16 protein-coding genes are annotated in these 18,911 nt (G+C 73.6%); 10 read left to right on the top strand and 6 right to left on the bottom strand.

What is annotated here, in order from left to right:
• Positions 1 to 351: 351 nt before the first annotated feature.
• Entirely contained in the window at positions 352 to 1,023 is a 672-nt protein-coding gene (locus tag ACL02U_RS26330) for a dienelactone hydrolase family protein (RefSeq protein ID WP_412793430.1), read from the top strand.
• Positions 1,024 to 1,180: 157 nt separating this feature from the next.
• Entirely contained in the window at positions 1,181 to 1,837 is a 657-nt protein-coding gene (locus ACL02U_RS26325; protein ID WP_412793429.1) for a phosphoribosyltransferase, read from the top strand.
• Positions 1,838 to 1,894: 57 nt separating this feature from the next.
• Here ACL02U_RS26325 and ACL02U_RS26320 read toward each other — a convergent pair whose 3' ends face one another.
• Positions 1,895 to 2,749 carry a hypothetical protein gene (locus ACL02U_RS26320; RefSeq protein WP_412793428.1) on the bottom strand — a complete coding sequence of 285 codons (855 nt, stop codon included), beginning with the start codon at positions 2,747 to 2,749 and terminating at the stop codon, positions 1,895 to 1,897.
• Positions 2,750 to 2,953: 204 nt separating this feature from the next.
• On the opposite strand from ACL02U_RS26320, the gene ACL02U_RS26315 reads away from it, so the two are divergent.
• From ACL02U_RS26315 to ACL02U_RS26295, 5 genes are all read left to right on the top strand, one after another.
• Positions 2,954 to 5,623, top strand: a complete 2,670-nt coding sequence (locus ACL02U_RS26315) for a glycosyl hydrolase (RefSeq protein WP_412793427.1) — start codon at positions 2,954 to 2,956, stop codon at positions 5,621 to 5,623.
• A 916-nt stretch (positions 5,624 to 6,539) separates the two neighbouring features.
• Complete coding sequence (locus ACL02U_RS26310) at positions 6,540 to 6,899, top strand: hypothetical protein (RefSeq protein ID WP_412793426.1); 360 nt, start codon at positions 6,540 to 6,542, stop codon at positions 6,897 to 6,899.
• A 327-nt stretch (positions 6,900 to 7,226) separates the two neighbouring features.
• Complete coding sequence (locus ACL02U_RS26305) at positions 7,227 to 7,679, top strand: flavodoxin family protein (protein ID WP_412793425.1); 453 nt, start codon at positions 7,227 to 7,229, stop codon at positions 7,677 to 7,679.
• A 391-nt stretch (positions 7,680 to 8,070) separates the two neighbouring features.
• Entirely contained in the window at positions 8,071 to 8,730 is a 660-nt protein-coding gene (locus tag ACL02U_RS26300) for a transcriptional regulator (RefSeq protein WP_412793431.1), read from the top strand.
• A complete protein-coding gene (locus ACL02U_RS26295; protein WP_412793424.1) occupies positions 8,727 to 9,704 on the top strand; it encodes a pyridoxal-phosphate dependent enzyme in 978 nt (325 codons plus the stop codon). Before ACL02U_RS26300 ends, ACL02U_RS26295 begins: the two co-directional genes overlap by 4 nt.
• Positions 9,705 to 9,771: 67 nt before the next feature.
• Here ACL02U_RS26295 and ACL02U_RS26290 read toward each other — a convergent pair whose 3' ends face one another.
• The 3 genes from ACL02U_RS26290 to ACL02U_RS26280 are packed head-to-tail and all read right to left on the bottom strand — an operon-like array spanning position 9,772 to position 12,705.
• The gene (locus ACL02U_RS26290) at positions 9,772 to 10,446 is read right to left on the bottom strand and encodes a LutC/YkgG family protein (RefSeq protein ID WP_412793423.1); all 675 of its coding nucleotides are present in this window, start codon (positions 10,444 to 10,446) and stop codon (positions 9,772 to 9,774) included.
• Positions 10,447 to 10,468: 22 nt separating this feature from the next.
• Positions 10,469 to 11,956: a LutB/LldF family L-lactate oxidation iron-sulfur protein gene (locus ACL02U_RS26285; RefSeq protein ID WP_412793422.1), complete on the bottom strand. Its 1,488-nt coding sequence runs from the start codon at positions 11,954 to 11,956 to the stop codon at positions 10,469 to 10,471.
• The gene (locus tag ACL02U_RS26280) at positions 11,953 to 12,705 is read right to left on the bottom strand and encodes a (Fe-S)-binding protein (protein ID WP_412793421.1); all 753 of its coding nucleotides are present in this window, start codon (positions 12,703 to 12,705) and stop codon (positions 11,953 to 11,955) included. Before ACL02U_RS26280 ends, ACL02U_RS26285 begins: the two co-directional genes overlap by 4 nt.
• 299 nt (positions 12,706 to 13,004) lie before the next feature.
• Between ACL02U_RS26280 and ACL02U_RS26275 the strand changes: the two genes are divergently transcribed.
• Both ACL02U_RS26275 and ACL02U_RS26270 read left to right on the top strand, forming a co-directional pair.
• Positions 13,005 to 14,306, top strand: coding sequence for an alpha/beta fold hydrolase (locus tag ACL02U_RS26275; RefSeq protein WP_412793420.1), 1,302 nt, complete (start codon positions 13,005 to 13,007; stop codon positions 14,304 to 14,306).
• 220 nt (positions 14,307 to 14,526) lie between these two features.
• On the top strand, positions 14,527 to 15,270 hold the full coding sequence (locus ACL02U_RS26270; protein ID WP_412793419.1) for a PIG-L deacetylase family protein: 744 nt from the start codon (positions 14,527 to 14,529) through the stop codon (positions 15,268 to 15,270).
• Positions 15,271 to 15,360: 90 nt separating this feature from the next.
• Here the strand turns inward: ACL02U_RS26270 and ACL02U_RS26265 are convergent, their stop codons facing one another.
• Complete coding sequence (locus ACL02U_RS26265; protein ID WP_412793418.1) at positions 15,361 to 16,938, bottom strand: cytochrome P450; 1,578 nt, start codon at positions 16,936 to 16,938, stop codon at positions 15,361 to 15,363.
• A 107-nt stretch (positions 16,939 to 17,045) separates the two neighbouring features.
• Here ACL02U_RS26265 and ACL02U_RS26260 point away from each other — a divergent pair, with 107 nt between their 5' ends.
• Positions 17,046 to 17,696 carry a TetR/AcrR family transcriptional regulator gene (locus ACL02U_RS26260; RefSeq protein WP_412793417.1) on the top strand — a complete coding sequence of 217 codons (651 nt, stop codon included), beginning with the start codon at positions 17,046 to 17,048 and terminating at the stop codon, positions 17,694 to 17,696.
• A 126-nt stretch (positions 17,697 to 17,822) separates the two neighbouring features.
• Here the strand turns inward: ACL02U_RS26260 and ACL02U_RS26255 are convergent, their stop codons facing one another.
• Positions 17,823 to 18,848, bottom strand: coding sequence for a hypothetical protein (locus tag ACL02U_RS26255; protein ID WP_412793416.1), 1,026 nt, complete (start codon positions 18,846 to 18,848; stop codon positions 17,823 to 17,825).
• Positions 18,849 to 18,911 lie beyond the last annotated feature (63 nt).

Below are 18,911 nucleotides of genomic sequence, written 5' to 3'. Positions count from 1 at the left end.
CGGGACCGCCACGGCGCCGGGACCGCCACGGCGCCGGGACCGCCACGGCGCCGGGTGCGCCGCAGTGCGGCCTGCGGCGGAGGCCGGCGCCCGGGCGGGCGACCGCGGGGCGGACCGCGCTGCCCGGACCCGCCGGTTCGCCGGTGAGCCCGGAGCCCTTCGCCACCGCGCCGTCACCGGGGCACACGTGTACCGACGGGGACCCACGTGTACCGACGGGGACCAGGGGTACTGGGTCCGGGACGAGCGTCCCGGGACAGTCGCCGACCCGGCCCGGACCCGGACGCCAAGGGGTCCGCAGCGCCCGGAGCGCCCGGAGCGCCCGCGACGGCCGGGGGAGAGGAGCGCGCCATGGTCTCCCGAACGGTTCGGATACCCGTCGGTGACGCGACACTCACCGGCGACCTGGAGATCCCCGAGCAAGCCGCCGCAGTCGTCCTCTTCGCCCACGGCAGCGGCAGCTCACGGCACAGCCCGCGCAACCGGGCGGTCGCCGCGACGCTGCGCGGTGCGGGGCTCGGCACCCTGCTGATGGACCTGCTCACCCCGGCGGAGGACCTCCGCGACCGGGTGACCGCCGAGTACCGCTTCGACATCGGCCTCCTCGGGCGCCGGCTGGCGGCCGCCCTCGACTGGGTACGCGACGGCACCGACACCCGCGGACTTCCGGTCGTGCTGTTCGGAGCCAGCACCGGCGCGGCTGCGGCCCTGGTGGCGGCCGCCGAGCGACCGGACCGCGTCACGGCGGTGGTGTCCCGCGGCGGACGACCCGACCTCGCCGGAGACGCGCTGCGCGCGGTCCGGGCGCCGGTGCTGCTGATCGTCGGGGGGCACGACACCGAGGTGCTCCGGCTCAACCAGGCCGCCGCCCGGGAACTGCCGTCCCCGCACACCCTGCGCATCGTGCCGGGAGCGGGGCACCTGTTCGAGGAGCCCGGGGCGTTGGAGCAGGTCGCCGAGACGGCCCGCGACTGGTGCCGGGCCCGCCTGCCCGCACCCGAGGACGCCCCGCACGGCCACTGACCCCGGCCGGACGAGTCCCTGCGGCGCCACGCACGCGATGCGCCGGGACCGCACGGGTAGCCGGGACCGCACGGGTACCCGGGAGCGGCAGGAGCCAGGCGCCGTACCGGGCGTCGTCCGGACCGGGCCGCCGCCCGGCGGGAAAGGAGGGCCGACCATGCGGTTCCGGGATCGAAGACAGGCGGGCCGGGAACTCGCGGAACGCCTCTCGGCGCTGAGCCTGGAGGGCGGGCTGCACCGACCCGTAGTCCTCGCGCTGCCGCGCGGCGGTGCCGCCGTGGGGCTTGAGGTGGCCCGCGCTCTTCGGGCACCGCTGGACGTGCTCGTGGCGCGCAAGATCGGTGCTCCCTTCGAGGAGGAGTTCGGTGTCGGAGCCGTCGCGGGCGACGAGCCGCCGCTCTTCGACGAGACGTCCCTGGCGATGCTGGGCCTCGACGAGGCGGACCTCGCGCCGGCCGTCGACCGGGAGCGCGCGGAGCTCCACCGGCGCGAGGAGCTGTACCGGCAGGGCCGCCCGGCCCTCGACCTCTCCGGACGCACCGCGGTCGTCGTCGACGACGGCGTCGCCACCGGGTCCACGGCACGCGCCGCCGTGCGTTCACTGCGCCGCAGGACACCGCGGCGGACCGTGCTCGCGGTTCCGGTGGCCGCACCGCAGGCCGCGGACCTGCTGCGCCCCGAGGTGGACGAGCTGGTCTGCCTGTACCTGCCGGGTGACTTCCGGGCCGTCGGGGGGTACTACGCGGACTTCGAGCAGCTGACCGACGAGGACGTGCTGCGGGCACTGAGCGCCGCCCCACAGCGCCGGGAGTGACGCGGCCGGCTTTGCAGGGTCTTCAAAGTTGAGGGGTGCGGAGGCAATGCCGCGTAGTTAAGCGGTGTCCGTGCTGGTCAAGGGCATAGAGACATGGTCTGCGAGGGCGTAGAGAGCGCGCCCCGCCTTGCGGATGATGCCCTCGCTCGACCATGGGGACAGTTGAACGCAGAAGCTGTTCAAGTTGGTGATGCCCAGCATGCGTGCGAGTTCGCGGCCGTGCCAGGCCCGGCCGGGCTCGGCGGCGAGGATGGTGAGCACGCGGTGCTGGCGGCCCCGCGGTCGGCGGCGTCCGGGAAGGGGCGGGTGTCGGTGTGCGGGCGGCCGGGCTCCATGAACGACGATGGCGGACCTGGCGGCGGTGGGGTGTCGTGGGCCGCGTAGAGCGTGATGGCGATGCCGGTGATGTTCTGGCTGGTCAGCGGACTGTCGGCGGGCGGGGTGGCGGGAGATCGGGCACTTGACCTTGCGGATGCTGGTGCGCAGACGGCGGGGCGGGAGCCGTTCGGCTAGGACCGCTCGGCCGATGTCGCCGACCAGATCGGAGTCCCCCGCGGTCGGGACGACGCCGCGGCCGGCGGTCGGGAGGTCCCGGGCGGCCTCCAGGGCGGTGGTGAAGCTTGCCCGGTCCGGATCGGACCCGGCGCTGACTCGATGGCGGCCACCATGGCGATCCGCAGGACCTGGTAGGTGGTCAGCGGCGCCCACATTGCGGGAGAGGGCGGCCAGGAAGTCGTTGCCGTCGAAGGCCCGGTCGGCCAAGACCAGAATGTCGGCGGTGAGCCGGTCCAGCAGCCGGCAGGGGTAGGCGGTTTCGCCTCTGTCGTTGGGTCCGAAGACCGCGCCGAGCAGGCCGCGGGTGCCGGTCTCCACCAGGGCCGTGAGCATCATGGCGGGGTAACTACGCGGCATTGCCTCCGCACCGCTCAACTTTGAAGTCCCGCCAAATATAGGCGCTCGGGAGGGAGTTGCGGAGGGATTTCGGGTCCGGACGACCCGCGAACGTAAACTTCCCACCATTTTTCCCTGTGAGCCCTTTGTGTGACTGTTGTGCACACGCCAAGATCGCCCCTGCGTCGGGACACCCCCATACGCCCGTCGCAGGGAGGAGAGGGCATGTTGCCCCCAAGGCATCAACGACGGCTCATAACCTGTGTCGTTGTGGCCGCCACGTTCGGCCTGGTGACCACCCAGTCGTTCGCCGCGCAGAACGACACCAGACCCCGACCCTGGCAGGCGAGCCACCAGGCCGCGATAGGCCGGGAGCACATCAGGGCGGTGCACGCAGGACACGGAATATCCGCGTTCACCGTGACCGAGGAGGACGACGGCGAAGACGAGGCGGAGAACTCCGCCGAGGCCACAGCCCAGTACACCGAGGCGCGCACCGCGCCCGGCGTGGTCGCACCGGGCGCCTACGGCGCCGCCTGGCAGCAGATCCAGTCGATGCGGCGCACGCACGGCCACTGGAACCACGTCACGAAGAAGAAGTACAACTCCGACGACCCCCGCTACCGCGATGTGAACTCCAACTCCAGCGGCGGGTCGGGCTACGTGACCGGCCGGATCACCGGCATCGCGGCCGACAACCACGGCTATGTGTACGCGGGCGGCGCCAACGGCGGCGTGTTCCGGTCCAGGAGAGGCGGCGGCCGCTGGAAGCCGATCGCCGACAAGCTGCCGTCCCTGTCGACGGGCGTCCTCGCCCTCGACGGCAAGAAGCGCCTCTGGTACGCCACCGGCGAGTCCAACACCGGGGCGACCTCCTTCGCGGGCACCGGCGTCTACGTCCTGAAGCACCCGCACCACGGCACGTTCCAGCCCGGTGACCGGGTCGGCGGCGCCGAACTGGAGAGCACCGTCATCCACGCGCTCCGGTTCGCGGGCACCAAGGTCTGGGCGGCCACCAGCACCGGCGTCTGGTCGCACTCCACCACTTCCCTGTCCGGGCCGTGGAAGCACGAGTTCGCCCCCAACCCGGAGTATCTGCCGGGTGGTTCGAAGGCGGACGACCCGAGCGCCCCGTACAAGAACATCGCCAACGACATCGCCGCCGACCCCAAACACCCGGGCAAGGTCCTGCTCGCGGTGGGCTGGCGCAGCGGCGACTCGTACAACGGCCTGTACGCCAAGCACGGCGGCAAGTGGAAGCGGGTGAACGGGCTCGGCGCTCTGCCGACCAGCAGCGATGACGTCGGCAACATGACGTTCGCCGCCGCGGCCGACGGCTCGCGCCTGTACGCCGTCGACCAGTCACCGGCGCAGATGGCCGCGGACCCCAACAGTGGACTCAAGGGCGTGTACGTGTCGAAGAACGGTTCGCCGTTCGGGCCGTGGACCCGGATCGCGGACTACACGCAGCTGAAGAACGCCGGCTCGGCGCTCCAGGGCGACGGCTACCAGCCCGGCATCCAGGCCTGGTACAACCAGTTCCTCCAGGTCGACCCGGCCGACGCCGATCACATCTACCTCGGTCTCGAAGAGGTCTTCGAGTCCAAGGACGGCGGCAAGAGCTGGATCGTTCCCGGCCCGTACTGGAACTTCAACTTCCCCTGCTGGAGCATCGACCCGTCGAAGCAGACCGGCGACTGCTTCCCCACCACGCACTCCGACCAGCACGCGGTCGCGATCGGCAGCCGCAACGGCAAGTCGTGGGTCTACGTGGGCAACGACGGCGGCATCTACCGGCGCCCGCTGCACGGCGCCGTGGACTCCGGCGGCCACGCCAAGGACTGGCAGTCCCTCAACGACGGCACCATCGACACCCTGCAGTACTACTCCGTGGGCGTCGGTCGGGACCGCGACCACGGCGGCGTCTCGGTGACCGGCGGTCTGCAGGACAACGGGCAGTCGATCCTGCGCGGCCACGACAGAGTGATGGGCTCCAACTTCGGCGGCGACGGCGGCGACACCATCACCGACCCCGCCAACGGCTGCAACATCGCCGCGGAGTACGTCTACCTCGCCATATCGGTCACCCAGAACTGCGGCGCCAACGACGGCTCGTGGACCACGGACCCGTCCAAGGCCACCGAGTACAGCGTCGCCCCGCCGGACAACGAGAAGGGCGGCGCAGGCGCCCGCTTCATCGCCCCGATCGCCGCCGACGCCAAGGACACCGGCACCTGGATCGCGGGCGGCCGCCACGTCTGGGTGAACACCAAGGGCTTCGCGATCCGCTCCGGCAAGGAGTGGAGCAACGCCTACGACCTCGGTGAGGGCCACGTGGCCACCGCCGTCGCGTCCTCCGGCGGCACGGTCTACGTCGGCTGGTGCGGCCCCTGCAACAACCAGGGCTTCACCCGCGGCATCGCGGTCGGCAACGCCGACGGCACCGGCTGGCACCAGCTCAGCCTCCCCGTCGACGGCACCATCCCCAACCGTTACATCTCCGGATTCGACATCGACCCGCACAACGCCCGGCACGTGTACGTGGCCGTGAACGGCTTCTCCCGCCGGTTCACCGAGGGCCCGGGGGCCGGTTTCGGCCACGTCTTCGAGTCGAAGAACGGCGGTGCGACCTGGACCGACATCTCGGCCAACCTGCCCGACGTACCCGCCGACACGGTCGAGTACCTCCCGAACGGCGGTCTCGCCCTCGGCACCGACCTGGCCACCTTCTACCGCCCGGCGGGCGCCACCAAGTGGCAGGTCCTAGGTCACCTGCTGCCCACCACGGCCGTGATGCAACTGCGTCTCGGCCCCGACCACAAGCTGTACGCCGCCTCCCACGGGCGCGGCATCTGGTCCTTCGACGTCCGACGTCTCCGGCGCCACCACCGCTGACCAGGAGCGGTTCCCTTCACACGGCGGCGGCCGGTGCGGACCCCTTCGCGGGATGCGCACCGGCCGCCGGCCGTCCCACGTCCACGGCGTCCGACGCCGCTCGGTGTCGGTGCGGCGTCACTGAACCGGGTACGCCGCCACACTCAGCAGGAGCCTGAAGACGGGCTCGGCATCAGGGCCCCAGGTGACGGATACGGCTCCCGTGCGCGCGGTCCGCACGGTGACACGGGCGCCCCCGTCACGGTCGGTGGAGGTCGAGGTCACCGTCGCCAGCATCGGGTTACCGCTACGCGCCCGAGGCCAGGGCTCCCCGGAACGGGGCCGCAGCACCACGGTCACCGTCGCCCCGGCCCGGACGCACAGTTTCCGTACGGGGGCGTCCGAAGGGCCGTGGGTGACGGTGACGGGACCGGCGGCACATCCGGTTGCGGCAGAAGGTGAAGCGGCCAGCGAAGGCAAGACGGGAGGCGACGTCGTAGCCGGAGAGGACGCCGCAGTCAGGGAGGAAGCCGCAGCCGGAGAGGACGGCGTCCCCGGCGAGCCGGAGCCTCTGCCGTCCTCGCCACCGCCACCGCCATGACCGCCGCCACCGGCCCCGCAGGCCGTAAGGAGACAGGAAACGGCGACCAGGACCGCCCCGGACCAGAGTTTGTGCTCCATCACCCGACCTCTCCTTCGCCTCACCGCGTGCACCACAGTGACGTTCCACACCACGACTCGGTTCCCGTCGGCGAGGGCGCCCAGAATCGGGCCTGTGTGGCGGACGGTGGTTCATCGCAGGTTCGGCGGGGCGGCTCCGGGCGAGGTGACGGGTGACCTGCTGCGGCGACCACCGCTGCTTCAGCCTGTCGTTGATGAAGGCCCGCAGCTCGCATCGGCACGGAGGTTTTCCGGTCCGGGGCGATGGCGCCTCAGCATGCGGCTGATCGTCCGCCGCGTCAGACCGTCGGGCCGGCACACCGAGAACCTCACCGACCTCGAGAAGAAGACCGGCTGGAATTACTCCATCATCGCGACCGACATCACCGAACTGTGGGGCGTCGCGGGTTCCCATCAGGCCCAGTGGATCGACGCCCTGCACCACCACCACGCCGTCGTCGAGGACCGCGTCCGCACGAACAAGGCCATGGGCCTGCGCCACCTGCCAGTCAAGTCTTGGACGACTAACCGTAGTTGGATGCTCGCGGCGAACGTCGCGGCCGACCTCGACGCCTGGCTCCGCCTCCTTGCCCTCCACGACCAGGCCGGCCCCACCAGCAAAGAACCGTCCCGATGAGAACCAGGAAGGACAGGACCCGCAGTCTCCGGGCCCGTGGAACCCGGCGCAGCCGCAGCGGCACGTGCTCGTCATTCGCCGCCGCGGCCGCCACGGGCTCGCTGCCCGGTATCTGCTCGATGGTCGTGTCGCTCATCTGGCGTCTCCTCGATCATCGGATCTGCCGATCATTGAACACTCCCGATCACGGAAGACCGGTGCGAGTGACTCCCGAGCACACCTCGAAACGACGTCCCCGGAGAGTGACACAGCCACCCGGCCGCCGGTCGGCGGCGTGCGGTGGTCCGGCTTGCGGCGGGGCCGCCCGGCCCGGCAGGGTGGGATGCCGTGGCCACCTTGCTGATCGTGCATCACACACCCTCGCCGAACTGCCAGGCGATGTTCGAAGCCGTCCTCTCCGGGGCGAGCGCGCCGGAGATCGAGGGGGTGCGGGTCGTGCGCCGGGCGGCGCTCGCGGCCACGGCGTCCGACGTGCTCGCCGCCGACGGGTACCTGCTCGGCACCCCGGCGAACCTCGGCTACATGTCCGGGGCCCTCAAGCACTTCTTCGACCAGGTCTACTACCCCTGCCTCGACGCGACCCGCGGCCGGTCCTTCGGTTACTACGTGCACGGCGGCAACGACGTCACGGGCGCGGTGCGCGCGGTGGAGGCCGTCACCACCGGCCTGGGCTGGCGGCGAGTGGCCGACCCGGTGACCGTGACCGGTGAACCGGGCAAGGAGGACACCGAGGCGTGCTGGGAGTTGGGGGCGGCGCTCGCGGCCGGGCTCATGGGCTGAGGCGGCCCGGCTGCCCTCGCCGGCGGCCGCGGCGGCCGCCGCGGCCCGGCGGCCTCGCCCAGCGGCCGTACCGGAGGGGCCCGTCGGGACGGCGCCGAGTGCCGCACCCCGCAGCAGAGCACTGCACAACTCAACACAGCACAGCACAGCACAGCACAGGACAGGACAGGACAGCACGGCACCGCGCCGCGACCGTGGACCGTGTCCGCCGGGTCACACCCGCACTGGCGCGGCAGCCCCTTGCCGTCTCCCCTCGCCCCTGCTTGGATGAATCGTCCAGGAGTGGACTGAGAGTCCAAGGGAGCGTGGTGTGAAGGGACGGGAGACCGAACCGCCCGGTACGGCGGCGGCGGACGGGGGCCGCCCGGAGGCGGAGACCCAGCGCGACGCGATCCTCGCCGCGCTGAACCCCGTGGTGGAGGGCATCGCGGCGACCTTCGGCCCGCTGTGCGAGGTCGTGCTGCACGACTACCGGCGCCCCGACCGTTCGGTGGTCGCGGTCGCCGGATCCGTGACCGGGCGCGCGGTGGGTGGAGCGATGAGCGAGATCGGCCTGCGCGTCCTCGCCCGCGGGGACACCGCCGAGGACGACCTCAACTACCACACCCGCACCGCCGCGGGCACCCGCGTCAAATCGTCCACGATGCTGCTGCGCGACCCGGCGGGCGAGGTCTTCGGCGCGCTCTGCGTCAACGTCGACGTCACCGCCGTGGAACGGGCGCACGCCCTGCTGGGTGCCCTCGCCGGCACCGCCGCGACCCCCGCCGAAACGCCGGTGACCACCTTCGGCAACGACATCGACTCCGTCGTCGACGCCCTCGTCGACAGGAGCCTGCAGCACCCCGGCCGGACGTGGGCCGCACTGGACCGGACCGCGCGGCTGGCCCTGTTCCGCAGCCTGGACGAGCACGGAGTGTTCGCGGTGCGCCGCGCCGTCGAACTGGTCGCCGCCCGGCTCGGCATCTCCCGCGCCTCCGCCTACGGCTACCTCTCCCGGTCCCGGGCCGACACGCCCGGCACCAACCGCGACTCCCAGGAAGGCACCCCATGACGACCACGCCCCCGCCGATCGGCCTCGACGACGTCCGGGACGCCGCCACCCGGATCAGGGGCGTCGCCCACCGCACCCCCGTGCTGCGCTCCCGCACCCTCGACGCGCTGGCCGGCGCCGAGGTGTTCCTCAAGTGCGAGAACTTCCAGCGCGTGGGCGCCTTCAAGTTCCGCGGCGCCTACAACGCGGCCTCCCGCCTGGCACCGGAGCAGCTCGCCCGGGGTATCGCCGCCTACTCCTCCGGCAACCACGCCCAGGCCGTCGCCCTCGCCGCACGGGAACTCGGCAGCACGGCCGTCATCGTGATGCCGGAGGACGCCCCGCTCGCCAAGCGGGCCGCGACCGCGGGCTACGGCGCCGAGATCGTGACCTACGACCGCTACACCGGCGACCGCGTCGCCGTCGCCGAGGCCCTGGCCGCCGAGCGGGGCCTCGCCCTCATCCCGCCCTACGAGCATCCGCACGTGATGGCCGGACAGGGCACCGCCGCCCTCGAACTCCTCGAGGAGGCCGGTGCGCTGGACGCCCTGGTCGTCCCGGTCGGCGGCGGCGGCCTGATGGCCGGCTGCGCGACCGCGGCCAAGGCGCTGCACGGTCCCATCCGGATGATCGGCGTCGAACCGGAGGCGGGGGACGACACCAAGCGGTCCCTGGAGGCCGGCCGGCGTGTCACCGTCCCGGTACCCCGCACCATCGCCGACGGCCAGGCCCTCCCGACCCCCGGCGAGCTGACGTTCTCCGTGAACCGGCGGCTCGTCGACGCGATCGCCCTGGTCGGCGACGAGGAGATCCGCGAGGCGATGCGGTTCGCCTTCGAACGCCTGAAGATCGTCCTGGAGCCCAGCGGCGCCACCCCGCTGGCGGCCCTGCTCACCGGCCGTGCCGGGCCCCTCCCTCGCCGCGTCGGGCTGATCCTCTCGGGCGGCAACGTCGACGCCGCACGCTTCGCCCGGCTCTGCGGCGGCGCCGGCTGACCGCCCGCACCCCACCTCCCCGCAGCGACCTGGGGCGACCTGACGACGAACCCGCGTCGGCGGGTCCTCAGCCCACGAGCACGACCTCCAGCGTGCGCGGCCCGTGCACGCCCTCCACCCGGTCCAGCTCGATGTCACTGGTGGCCGACGGACCCGAGATCCACGTCAACGGCCGGACCGGATCCAGGCGTGCGAGGGCCTCCGGGACGGACGAGACGACCTGCTCCGGTACCCGTACCACGCAGATGTGGTGGTCCGGGACGAGCGTGATCCTGCGTCGGCCCTGGTCGGGAGAACCGTCCAGGACGATCGTGCCGGTCTCCGCGATCGCCAGCGCGCAGCCCGTGACCACGCTCTCCACCCGGTCCAGTTCCTCCGGCGTGCTCACCGCCCGGTCGGGCACGCGCGTCGGGCCGGCCGCCGACATCCACCGCGGCGGCAGGCCCGGGGGCACCAGTACATACCGGCAGCCGCGCCGGGCGAGCAACCGCATGAGCAGCAGCGGCAGTTCCTCCTCGCCGGTGCGGTGCACCACGGCCCGGTAGTCCGCCAGGTTCGCCGCCAGCAGGTCCACCGTCCCGCGCGCGTCCCCGTCACCGTGGCTGCGCAGGTACTCCCGCGGCACCGCCTGCTCGTACCCCGGATGCGTCCCGGGCGCCGCATGCGCCGCGGCAGCACCGTCGACCGGTACGTCGGCCAGGGCGCGCCGCACCCGGCCCAGGATGCGTTCCCTGCTGCTCATGCACCGTCCTCCCGTCCGCCGCTCACACGTCCCCGTCCCGTCCGCCACGGGTCCGCAGCCACCAGTCCCGGAACGGCTCGGCGGGCACCGCCGGCAGGTCCCTGCTGCCGCTCCACGCGCGACCCGGCCCCGGCAGGGTACGCGGGTGGAAGCGGCGGGTGCGGGACGCGAGCCGCTGCCCGGCGCGCAGCACGCCCGGGTACGTGAACGCCCAGCGAGCCGCGCGCATCGCCGCCCGCTCGGCGGCGTGCCCGCCGGCCGGCCGGAGGACGACCCTGTTGCCCGCGCGGGTCGCCGCGCCCCCCTCGGCGACCCGCTCCCGCAGGTGCACCAGGACCTCGGGGATGTCGATGGCGACCGGGCACACCTCGTAGCAGGCGCCGCACAGGGAGGAGGCGTACGGCAGGGAAGCGTCGATCTCGCTTCCCGTGCCGCGCAGTTGGGGGCTGAGGATCGCCCCGATCGGCCCCGGGTAGACCGAGCCGTACGCGTGGCCGCCGGCCCGCTCGTAGACCGGGCACACGTTGAGGCAGGCCGAGCAGCGGATGCAGCGCAGCGCCTGCCGGCCGACCTCGTCGGCGAGGGCGTCGGTACGCCCGTTGTCGAGGAGGACCAGATGGAAGGCGCGCGGGCCGTCGGCCGTCCCGGAGTCCGTCGTACCGGTCCACATCGAGGTGTACGGGTTCATGCGCTCCGCCGTGGACGAGCGGGGCAGCGTCTGGAGGAACACCTCCAGGTCGCGCCAGGTCGGTACGGTCTTCTCGATACCGACCACCGAGATCAGCGTCTCCGGAAGCGTCAGGCACATCCGCCCGTTGCCCTCGGACTCGACCACCACCAGGGTGCCGGTCTCGGCGACCATGAAGTTGGCGCCGGAGACACCGACTTTGGCGCGCAGGAACTTCTCCCGCAGATGCAGCCGCGCCGCCTCCGCCAGTTCGGCGGGGGAGTCGGACAGCCCCTCGGGCGCCGGGCGGCCCCAGCGGCCCATCTCGCTGCGGAGGATGTCGCGGATCTCGCCCCGGTTGCGGTGGATCGCCGGGACCAGCAGGTGCGAGGGCCGGTCCCGGCCCAACTGCACGATCAGCTCCGCGAGATCGGTCTCGTAGGCGCGGATGCCCGCCGCCTCCAGCGCCTCGTTCAGCCCGATCTCCTGCGTGGCCATCGACTTGACCTTCACGACCTCCGACTCCCCGGTCTCCTCGACCAGCCGGGTCACGATCCGGTTCGCCTCGGCGGCGTCGGCGGCCCAGTGGACGGTGCCGCCCGCCGCCGTCACCGACTCCTCCAACTGCACCAGGTAACGGTCCAGGTGGCGCAGCGTGTGGTCCTTGATCCGCGCCCCCGCCTCGCGCAGCGCCGCCCAGTCCGGAACCTCCGCCACCGCCTTCGCGCGCTTGGCGCGGATGGTGCGGGTGGCGTGGCGCAGATTGCCCCGCAGGGTGCTGTCGCCGACCGCCCGCCGCGCGGCCTCGGGGAAGGCAGGCATCCCCAGGAACGTCCCGCTCACCTCGTCGCCTCCCCGGTGCTCGCCAGGATCTCCGCGAGGTGCACGGGCCGCATGCCCACCCGCAGCCGGGCCATGGTGCCCCCGAGGTGCATCAGGCACGAGTTGTCGGCCGCGCACAGCACCTGCGCACCGGTCGACTCCGCGCTGCGCACCTTGTCCTCGCCCATCGCCGCCGACACGTCGGCGTTCTTCAGCGCGAACGTGCCGCCGAAACCGCAGCACTCCTCCGCGCCGGGCAACTCGACCAGTTCCAGCCCCCGCACCGCCCGCAGCAGCCGCAGCGGGCGGTCGCCGAGACCGAGCCCGCGCAGACCGTGGCAGGTCGGGTGGTAGGTCACCGTGTGCGGATAGCTCGCCCCGACGTCCGTCACGCCCAGCACGTCCACCAGGAACTCCGTCAGCTCGTACGTCCTGGGCGCCACCCGGGCCAGCGCGCCGGCGAGACTGTCGCCCCGCCCCTCGGCGCGGGCCCGCTCGCCCATGCGCGGGTACAGCTCCCGCACCATCGCGCCGCACGAACCGGACGGAGTCACGACCGCTTCGTAGCCGTCGAACACCTCGCAGAAGTGGCGGGCCAGCGGCTCGGCCTGGTGCCGGTAGCCGGTGTTGTAGTGGGCCTGGCCGCAGCAGGTCTGCGCCATCGGGAAGTCGACCTCGACGCCCAGCCTGGTCAGCAGTCGCACCACGGCACGGCCGGTGTCCGGATAGAGCGTGTCGTTCACGCAGGTGAGGAACAGTGCGACACGCATCGCGGGCTCCCTGTGGTCGGTCTGCGGAGGCTTGCAGCGTAGTCCCGGGCGCCGGTGGCCGGGGACCCTCGCCGTCCCGGCCGCGCCTCCCGCCCCGCTGCCGCGGAGGCGGGCGGGGCGGGAATACGGCGGAGGGCGCACGGGCACGCGGCGGTCCGGCCGGAGCCGGCGGTGTGCCGCTCCGGCCTCCCGGTCCGCTGAGCCGCCGTTCAGTAGGCCCGGCGCGGTGCACCGCGCCGGGTGTGTTGAACTGGGACGGCCGCAGACCGCGGCCGCCACCGTTCGTACCGGGAGTCGTGTTGACCCACAGCTACCGCCAGCCCGGCGTCGTCCTGACCGACCGACGCTTCACCGTCCCCCTCGACCACGCCGACCCCGGCGGAGAGACCATCGAGCTGTACGCACGGGAGGCCGTCGCCGGCGACAAGGCCGGGCGGGACCTGCCCTGGCTGGTCTACCTCCAGGGCGGCCCCGGGTTCGGCGCGCACCGCTTCGTCGGCCGGCAGGCCTGGCTCGGCCGCGCCCTGAAGGAGTACCGCGTGCTGCTGCTCGACCAGCGCGGCACCGGCCACTCCACGCCCGCCAACCGGCAGACGCTCCCGCTGCGCGGCGGCCCCGCGGAACAGGCCGACTACCTCACCCGCTTCCGCGCCGACTCCATCGTCCGCGACTGCGAGGCGATCCGCCCGCGGCTCACCGGCGGCGCGCCCTGGACCGTCCTCGGGCAGAGCTTCGGCGGCTTCTGCACCGTCAGCTACCTCTCCCTCGCACCCGAGGGCCTGTCCACCGCACTGATCACCGGCGGCATGCCGTCCCTGGAAGCGCACGCCGACGACGTCTACCGCGCCGCCTATCCGCGCATCGCCCGCAAGACCGCAGCGCACTACGCCCGCTACCCGCAGGACGTGGAGCGGGCCCGCCGCATCGCCGACCACCTGCTCGGCCGGAAGGTGACGCTGCCGAACGGCTACCGGTTCACCGCGGAGGCCTTCCAGTCCCTCGGCATCCTCCTCGGCGGCGGCGACGGCAGCCACCGCCTGCACTTCCTGCTGGAGCACGCCTTCGTCCGCACCCCGCGGGGCCACCAGCTCTCCGACGCCTTCCTGGAGGACGTGCAGAGCCTCCTCTCGTACGCCGGCCACCCGCTGTACGCGCTCCTCCACGAGGCGATCTACGCCCAGGACGAACGCCCCACCGCCTGGGCGGCGGAACGCGTCCGCGCCGAGTTCCCGCGTTTCGACGCGGCCAAGGCGCTCGCCGGCGACGGCCCGCTGCCGTTCACCGGGGAGACGATCCACCCGTGGATGTTCGACTGCGACCCGGCGCTGCGCCCGCTGCGCGAGACCGCCGAACTCCTCGCCGCCCGCACCGACTGGACGCCGCTGTACGATTCCGCCCGCCTCGCGGCGAACGAGGTGCCCGCCGCGGCGGCGGTCTACCACGACGACATGTACGTCGACACCGCGCACTCCCTGGCCACCGCGGACGCCGTCCGCGGACTGCGGACCTGGGTCACGGACGAGTTCGAGCACGACGGCATCCGCGCGGGCGGCCCCCGCGTACTGGACCGGCTGATCGCCGTCGCCCGCGACGAGGCCTGAGCGCGTCACCGGCGTCCCGCGGCACCGGTCGGCGACGGAGCCCGAGCGAGTCCCGGCGTCCCGGATGCCGTGCGGCGCCGTGGACGTCCGCGGCCCGCACGGCGGGCCTCGTGCCGTCTCCTCGCAGGGGGACGTGCCGAGGCCCGCTCGGCGGCGCCCACGGGGGAGTCGCGGCTCTCCTGCGCCCGGACCCGCCGGACGGGCGGCTAGGGTGCGCCACATGACCGAGCCGACGAACACCCAGCTCCAGCCCATGCCCGAGGACTGGAGCCGTGCCCTGGCGGTGGTGGCGCACCCGGACGACCTCGAGTACGGCTGCTCGGCGGCGATCGCCGGCTGGACCGACGCGGGCCGCGAGATCGCCTACGTACTGGCGAGCCGCGGAGAGGCCGGCATCGACACGCTGGAGCCGGCGCGTTGCGCCCCCCTGCGTGAGCGGGAGCAACGGGCGAGCGCGGCCGTCGTCGGCGTGTCGGAGGTGGAGTTCCTCGACCACCGCGACGGCGTCATCGAGTACAGTCCGGCGCTGCGCCGCGACATCGCTGCGGCGATCCGCCGCCACCGCCCGGAACTGGTCGTCACCCTCAACCACCGGGACACCTGGGGCGGCGTCGCCTGGAACACCCCGGACCACGTCGCCGTCGGGCGCGCCACGCTCGACGCGGCGGCGGACGCGGGCAACCGCTGGATCTTCCCCGATCTCGCCGAGCGGGGCCTGGAGCCGTGGGACGGGGTCCGCTGGGTCGCCGTCGCCGGTTCCGCCGCGCCCACCCATGCCGTGGACGCCTCTGCCGGCCTGGACCGTGCCGTGCGCTCGCTGCTCGAGCACCGCACCTACATCGAGGCGCTGACCGACCGGGAACCGGAGGCGTATGTCAGGGACTTCCTGGCGCAGGCCACCGCGCGGGCCGCGGACCGCTTCGGCGGCCGGCCGGCCGTGGCTTTCGAGGTCTTCGCCCGTTGACCGGCACGGCCCCGTACCCGGCCGGCGGCCCGGCCGCGGCGGTCGCGCCGGGAGGCCGCGCCGGTGGGACCGCCCGGCGGGAGCGAGTGGTCAGGGCGCCCGCCGTACGGCCGTGCCCTGCGGCCCGCGGGGTCGGTCCGCCCCGCCGCGGACCGGGCAGCCGCGCGGCGCGGGTGGCCCGGCCCGGTCGCCGGCGGGTGCCGCCGGCACCGCCCCGGCCGGTGCCGGCGCCCTGTGCTCCGGGCGCAGCCGCAGGCCGCGCGGCATCAACGTGAGCCGCTCGGTGACCGTGAGCCGGTAGGAAGGGTCGGGCAGCAGTTCGTAGCGGCGCAGCAGCAGCCCGAGCACCAGTGTCGCCTCGTGCAGGGCGAACTGGCGCCCGATGCAGGCGCGCGCGCCGGTGCCGAAGGGTTTGAAGACGTGCGGGGGCCGGGACCGCACGGCCCGCGCGTCGAACCGGTCGGGGTCGAACCGCTCGGCGTCGGCGCCCCACACCTCCGGGTCCCGGTGCAGCATCGCCGCCAGCACCAGCGCCCAGGCGCCCCGACGCATCGGATGCTCTCCGGCCAGCACGGTGTCCGCGCGGGCCTCCCGGGCGAACGCGGGTGCGGTCGGCCACAGCCGCAGCGACTCGTCCAGCACGCGCCGCACGTAGCGCAACTTGGCGACCTGCTCGTAGGCGGGTGCCGCGGTGCCGCCCCACACCCGGTCCACCTCGGCGCGTGCCCGGTCCGCGACGTCCGGGTGGCGGGAGAGGTAGTGCAGCGCGAAGGACAGCGCGCCCGAGGTGGTCTCGTGCCCCGCGACCAGGAAAGTGATCACCTGGCGGCGTACGTTCTCCGCCGACAGCCGTTCCCCGGTCACCGGATGCGCCGTCTCGAGCATCCGGTCCAGCAGGTCCCCGTTCCCGCCCGTACCGCGGCGGCGCTCCCGCACCAGTTCGTCCACCGTGCTGTTCAGGTACGCGATGTCCGCCAGGTTGCGCCGGCCCGCACGGCGCAGCAGCAGCGGCGCCGCGGGTGCGGGGACGGTGTTGAGCCGCTGCGCGTGGGTGAGGGTGCCGACCATCGCGGTGACGAAGGGGTGCGGACGGGACCGCTCGAAGGAGCCGAAGTCGTGCCCGAACCCGGTCCGGGCGATCGTCTCCAGGGTCAGCTTCGTCATGTCGCCGGGCACGTCCACGGTCCGCCCGTCCGCGGCGGCGCGGTCCCAGTGGCCGGTGAGCCGCTCGGCCGCGTCCAGCATCATCGGGTGGTAGGCCGCCATCGCCTCCCGGCTGAAGCCGGGCGCCAGGACGTCGTGTGCGAGCTGCCAGTTGGGTTCGTGGTTGTACGCGGTGAACAGCGCGTCGCCGACGACCGGCCGCAGGTTGGCGATGCCGAGCCCGACGTGCTTGGCGAAGCGGGTCTCGTCGGCGAGGTCCGCGACGAGGCCGGAACCCCAGACGAAGACGAACTCCTTGCCGAAGACCCGCCGCCGGAAGATCGGGCCCAGCCGCCGGGCGAAGCGCAGCGAGTCCTGCAGCGGGGTACTGCGGCCGGCGCCGACGACGTCGCCGAGCAGCGGCAGCCGGTGCGGCGGGTGCGGGATGCGGTCCAGTTCGGGCCAGCCCTGCTCCGCGCCGCGGAACCCCTTCGCCGTGCCGCCCCCGGTCCTCGTGTCCGCCATGACGCGATCTCCCTCGATGCCTCGGCAGATGGAGCTGTTGTACGTGGATTCAATAACGGGCCTCAGTGTGGTCCCGCTGTTGAATCCGCGTCAAGTACAGTGCGCGCATGGCTGCGAACCGGGGGGAACGGACGCGACGGAGGCTCAGCACCGGGGAGCGCCGGGAGCAGCTGCTGTCCGTCGGTGCCCGGCTGTTCTCGGAGAACCCCTACGACGAGGTGTGGATCGAGCAGGTCGCCGAGATCGCCGGCGTCTCCCGCGGACTGCTGTACCACTACTTCCCGACCAAGCGGGACTTCTTCGCGGCCGTGGTCGAGCGTGAGAGCGCGCGGATGCTGCGGATGACGGCCGCGGTGCCCGGCGTCCCGATCCGCGAGCAGCTCGCCGCCGGCCTCGACACCTACCTCGAGTACGTCGACGCCCACGCGCACGGCTACCGCGCCTTCCACCGCGCCGACGCGGCCGGCGACCGGTCCGTCCGCCGCGTCTACCGGAACGCCCTGGCCGCGCAGGAGCGCCAGATCCTGTCCGCGCTGGCCGCGGACCCCGAGTTCGGGCCCGCCTTCGGCAGCCGTGCCGACGTCCGACTGGCCGTGCGCGGCTGGCTGGCCTTCACCACGGCGGTGTGCCTGGAGTGGCTGCGTGGTCCCGAGCTGAGCCGGGAGCAGGTGCGCGAGCTGTGCGCCCGGGCGCTGCTGGGAGTCCTCTCACCTGCGGGGGCGGTGGGCGAGCCGGACGAGCCGGACGAGCTCCGCTAGGTGCGGCGACCCCTGCGCGAGTCGCGGAGGTCGCGAGCCCGGGGGCGAGTGGAGCCCGGGGCGGGGGAGTCCCGGGGACTTCGGGGGCCCGGGGGCTTCGGGGGCCCGGGAGTTCGGGCCCGGGAGTCACCAGTCGCCGTCCGCCACCGCCTTGCCCGGCACGTCACCCAGGGGCTTCACCTGGGTCGGTGCGGGGGACTGCCAGGGTTCGTGGTCGTCCCCGAGCCAGTCGCCCACCGGCTTCACACCCTCCAGCGGCTCCGCAGGGGCCAGATCCTCGCCGTCCCGGTCGTAGTAGTCGAACCAGGGCAGACCCGCGCGCGTGTACGCGGCCCGGTCCACCGGCGACGGCGGCGGCGCCTCGCCCGTGATGCTCCGCCACTGCGGCGGCGTCACCAGATGCACGAAGACCCGCCCGGCCGGTTCCTCCGCCCAGTGCTCCAGCGGACGGTCGTCCCGGTAGACCTCCTGGCGCATCGACCCGCCGACACCGAGCCCCATCGCGGCGCGCGCCCGGGGCGCCCCTGCCGGAGCGGCTGCCGGAGCGGGCGCCGCTCCCGGACCGGCAGCGGCGCCGAAGGCGCCCGACCGCATGCGCTTCCGCCTGAGCTGCTCCGTCTCGCGCCACCGGGCCAGCTCCCGCTCGTTCAGCGGGAAGGTCTGCAACTGGACGCCTCCCCACGCCTCCTCGCCGGTGACCTGGCCCTCCACCGTCGCGCCCAGCCCGAGCGGCACCGCCACGAACTGGCGCACCGTGCCCTTGCCCGAGTTGATGCCGTCCAGCCACGGCTGGCGGGGCAGCACCAGGTAGTTCTGCGGATCCCGGGAGAGCCGCCCGCTCCACGGCCGGCCCGACACCGCGCACACCTTGCCCGCGCCCACCTGCAGGGCCGCGGGCCGCGAGGTCCCCGCGAAACTCAGCCACATCGCCTCGCGCAGGTACACCGGGAGCATCACCCCGCCCCGCGCCCGCCACTCCTCGGGCACCGTGTCCGGGTGGTCGGAGACCCGGCGCAGCGGGAACTCCCCCAGGCCCGGAGGCAGCGGATGGGTGCCCGTCTCGGGCAGGCGCAGGGTGCGTACGAAGCGCACCGCCACACCGCCCGGCAGCCGCAGGGTGTTCCCGTCGACGCGTACTCCGGTGTCCGCCATCCGCCGCTCCCTCGTTCGACACGCCGTGATCCCCTGACAGGAGAACGCCCGGCGGCCGCACGC

The sequence above is a fragment of the Streptomyces sp. MS06 genome (assembly GCF_047200655.1).
Classification (GTDB): domain Bacteria; phylum Actinomycetota; class Actinomycetes; order Streptomycetales; family Streptomycetaceae; genus Streptomyces.
This window is presented reverse-complemented; position numbering and strand designations above follow the sequence as displayed.

What these genes read in the sequence shown, in the direction of transcription:
- ACL02U_RS26320 (WP_412793428.1), bottom strand. Translation starts at nt 2,749, where the DNA reads ATGCCGCGTAGTTACCCCGCCATGATGCTCACGGCCCTGGTGGAGACC.
- ACL02U_RS26310 (WP_412793426.1), top strand. Translation starts at nt 6,540, where the DNA reads ATGCGGCTGATCGTCCGCCGCGTCAGACCGTCGGGCCGGCACACCGAG.
- ACL02U_RS26270 (WP_412793419.1), top strand. Translation starts at nt 14,527, where the DNA reads ATGACCGAGCCGACGAACACCCAGCTCCAGCCCATGCCCGAGGACTGG.
- ACL02U_RS26325 (WP_412793429.1), top strand. Translation starts at nt 1,181, where the DNA reads ATGCGGTTCCGGGATCGAAGACAGGCGGGCCGGGAACTCGCGGAACGC.
- ACL02U_RS26295 (WP_412793424.1), top strand. Translation starts at nt 8,727, where the DNA reads ATGACGACCACGCCCCCGCCGATCGGCCTCGACGACGTCCGGGACGCC.
- ACL02U_RS26260 (WP_412793417.1), top strand. Translation starts at nt 17,046, where the DNA reads ATGGCTGCGAACCGGGGGGAACGGACGCGACGGAGGCTCAGCACCGGG.
- ACL02U_RS26265 (WP_412793418.1), bottom strand. Translation starts at nt 16,938, where the DNA reads ATGGCGGACACGAGGACCGGGGGCGGCACGGCGAAGGGGTTCCGCGGC.
- ACL02U_RS26255 (WP_412793416.1), bottom strand. Translation starts at nt 18,848, where the DNA reads ATGGCGGACACCGGAGTACGCGTCGACGGGAACACCCTGCGGCTGCCG.
- ACL02U_RS26280 (WP_412793421.1), bottom strand. Translation starts at nt 12,705, where the DNA reads ATGCGTGTCGCACTGTTCCTCACCTGCGTGAACGACACGCTCTATCCG.
- ACL02U_RS26290 (WP_412793423.1), bottom strand. Translation starts at nt 10,446, where the DNA reads ATGAGCAGCAGGGAACGCATCCTGGGCCGGGTGCGGCGCGCCCTGGCC.
- ACL02U_RS26315 (WP_412793427.1), top strand. Translation starts at nt 2,954, where the DNA reads ATGTTGCCCCCAAGGCATCAACGACGGCTCATAACCTGTGTCGTTGTG.
- ACL02U_RS26330 (WP_412793430.1), top strand. Translation starts at nt 352, where the DNA reads ATGGTCTCCCGAACGGTTCGGATACCCGTCGGTGACGCGACACTCACC.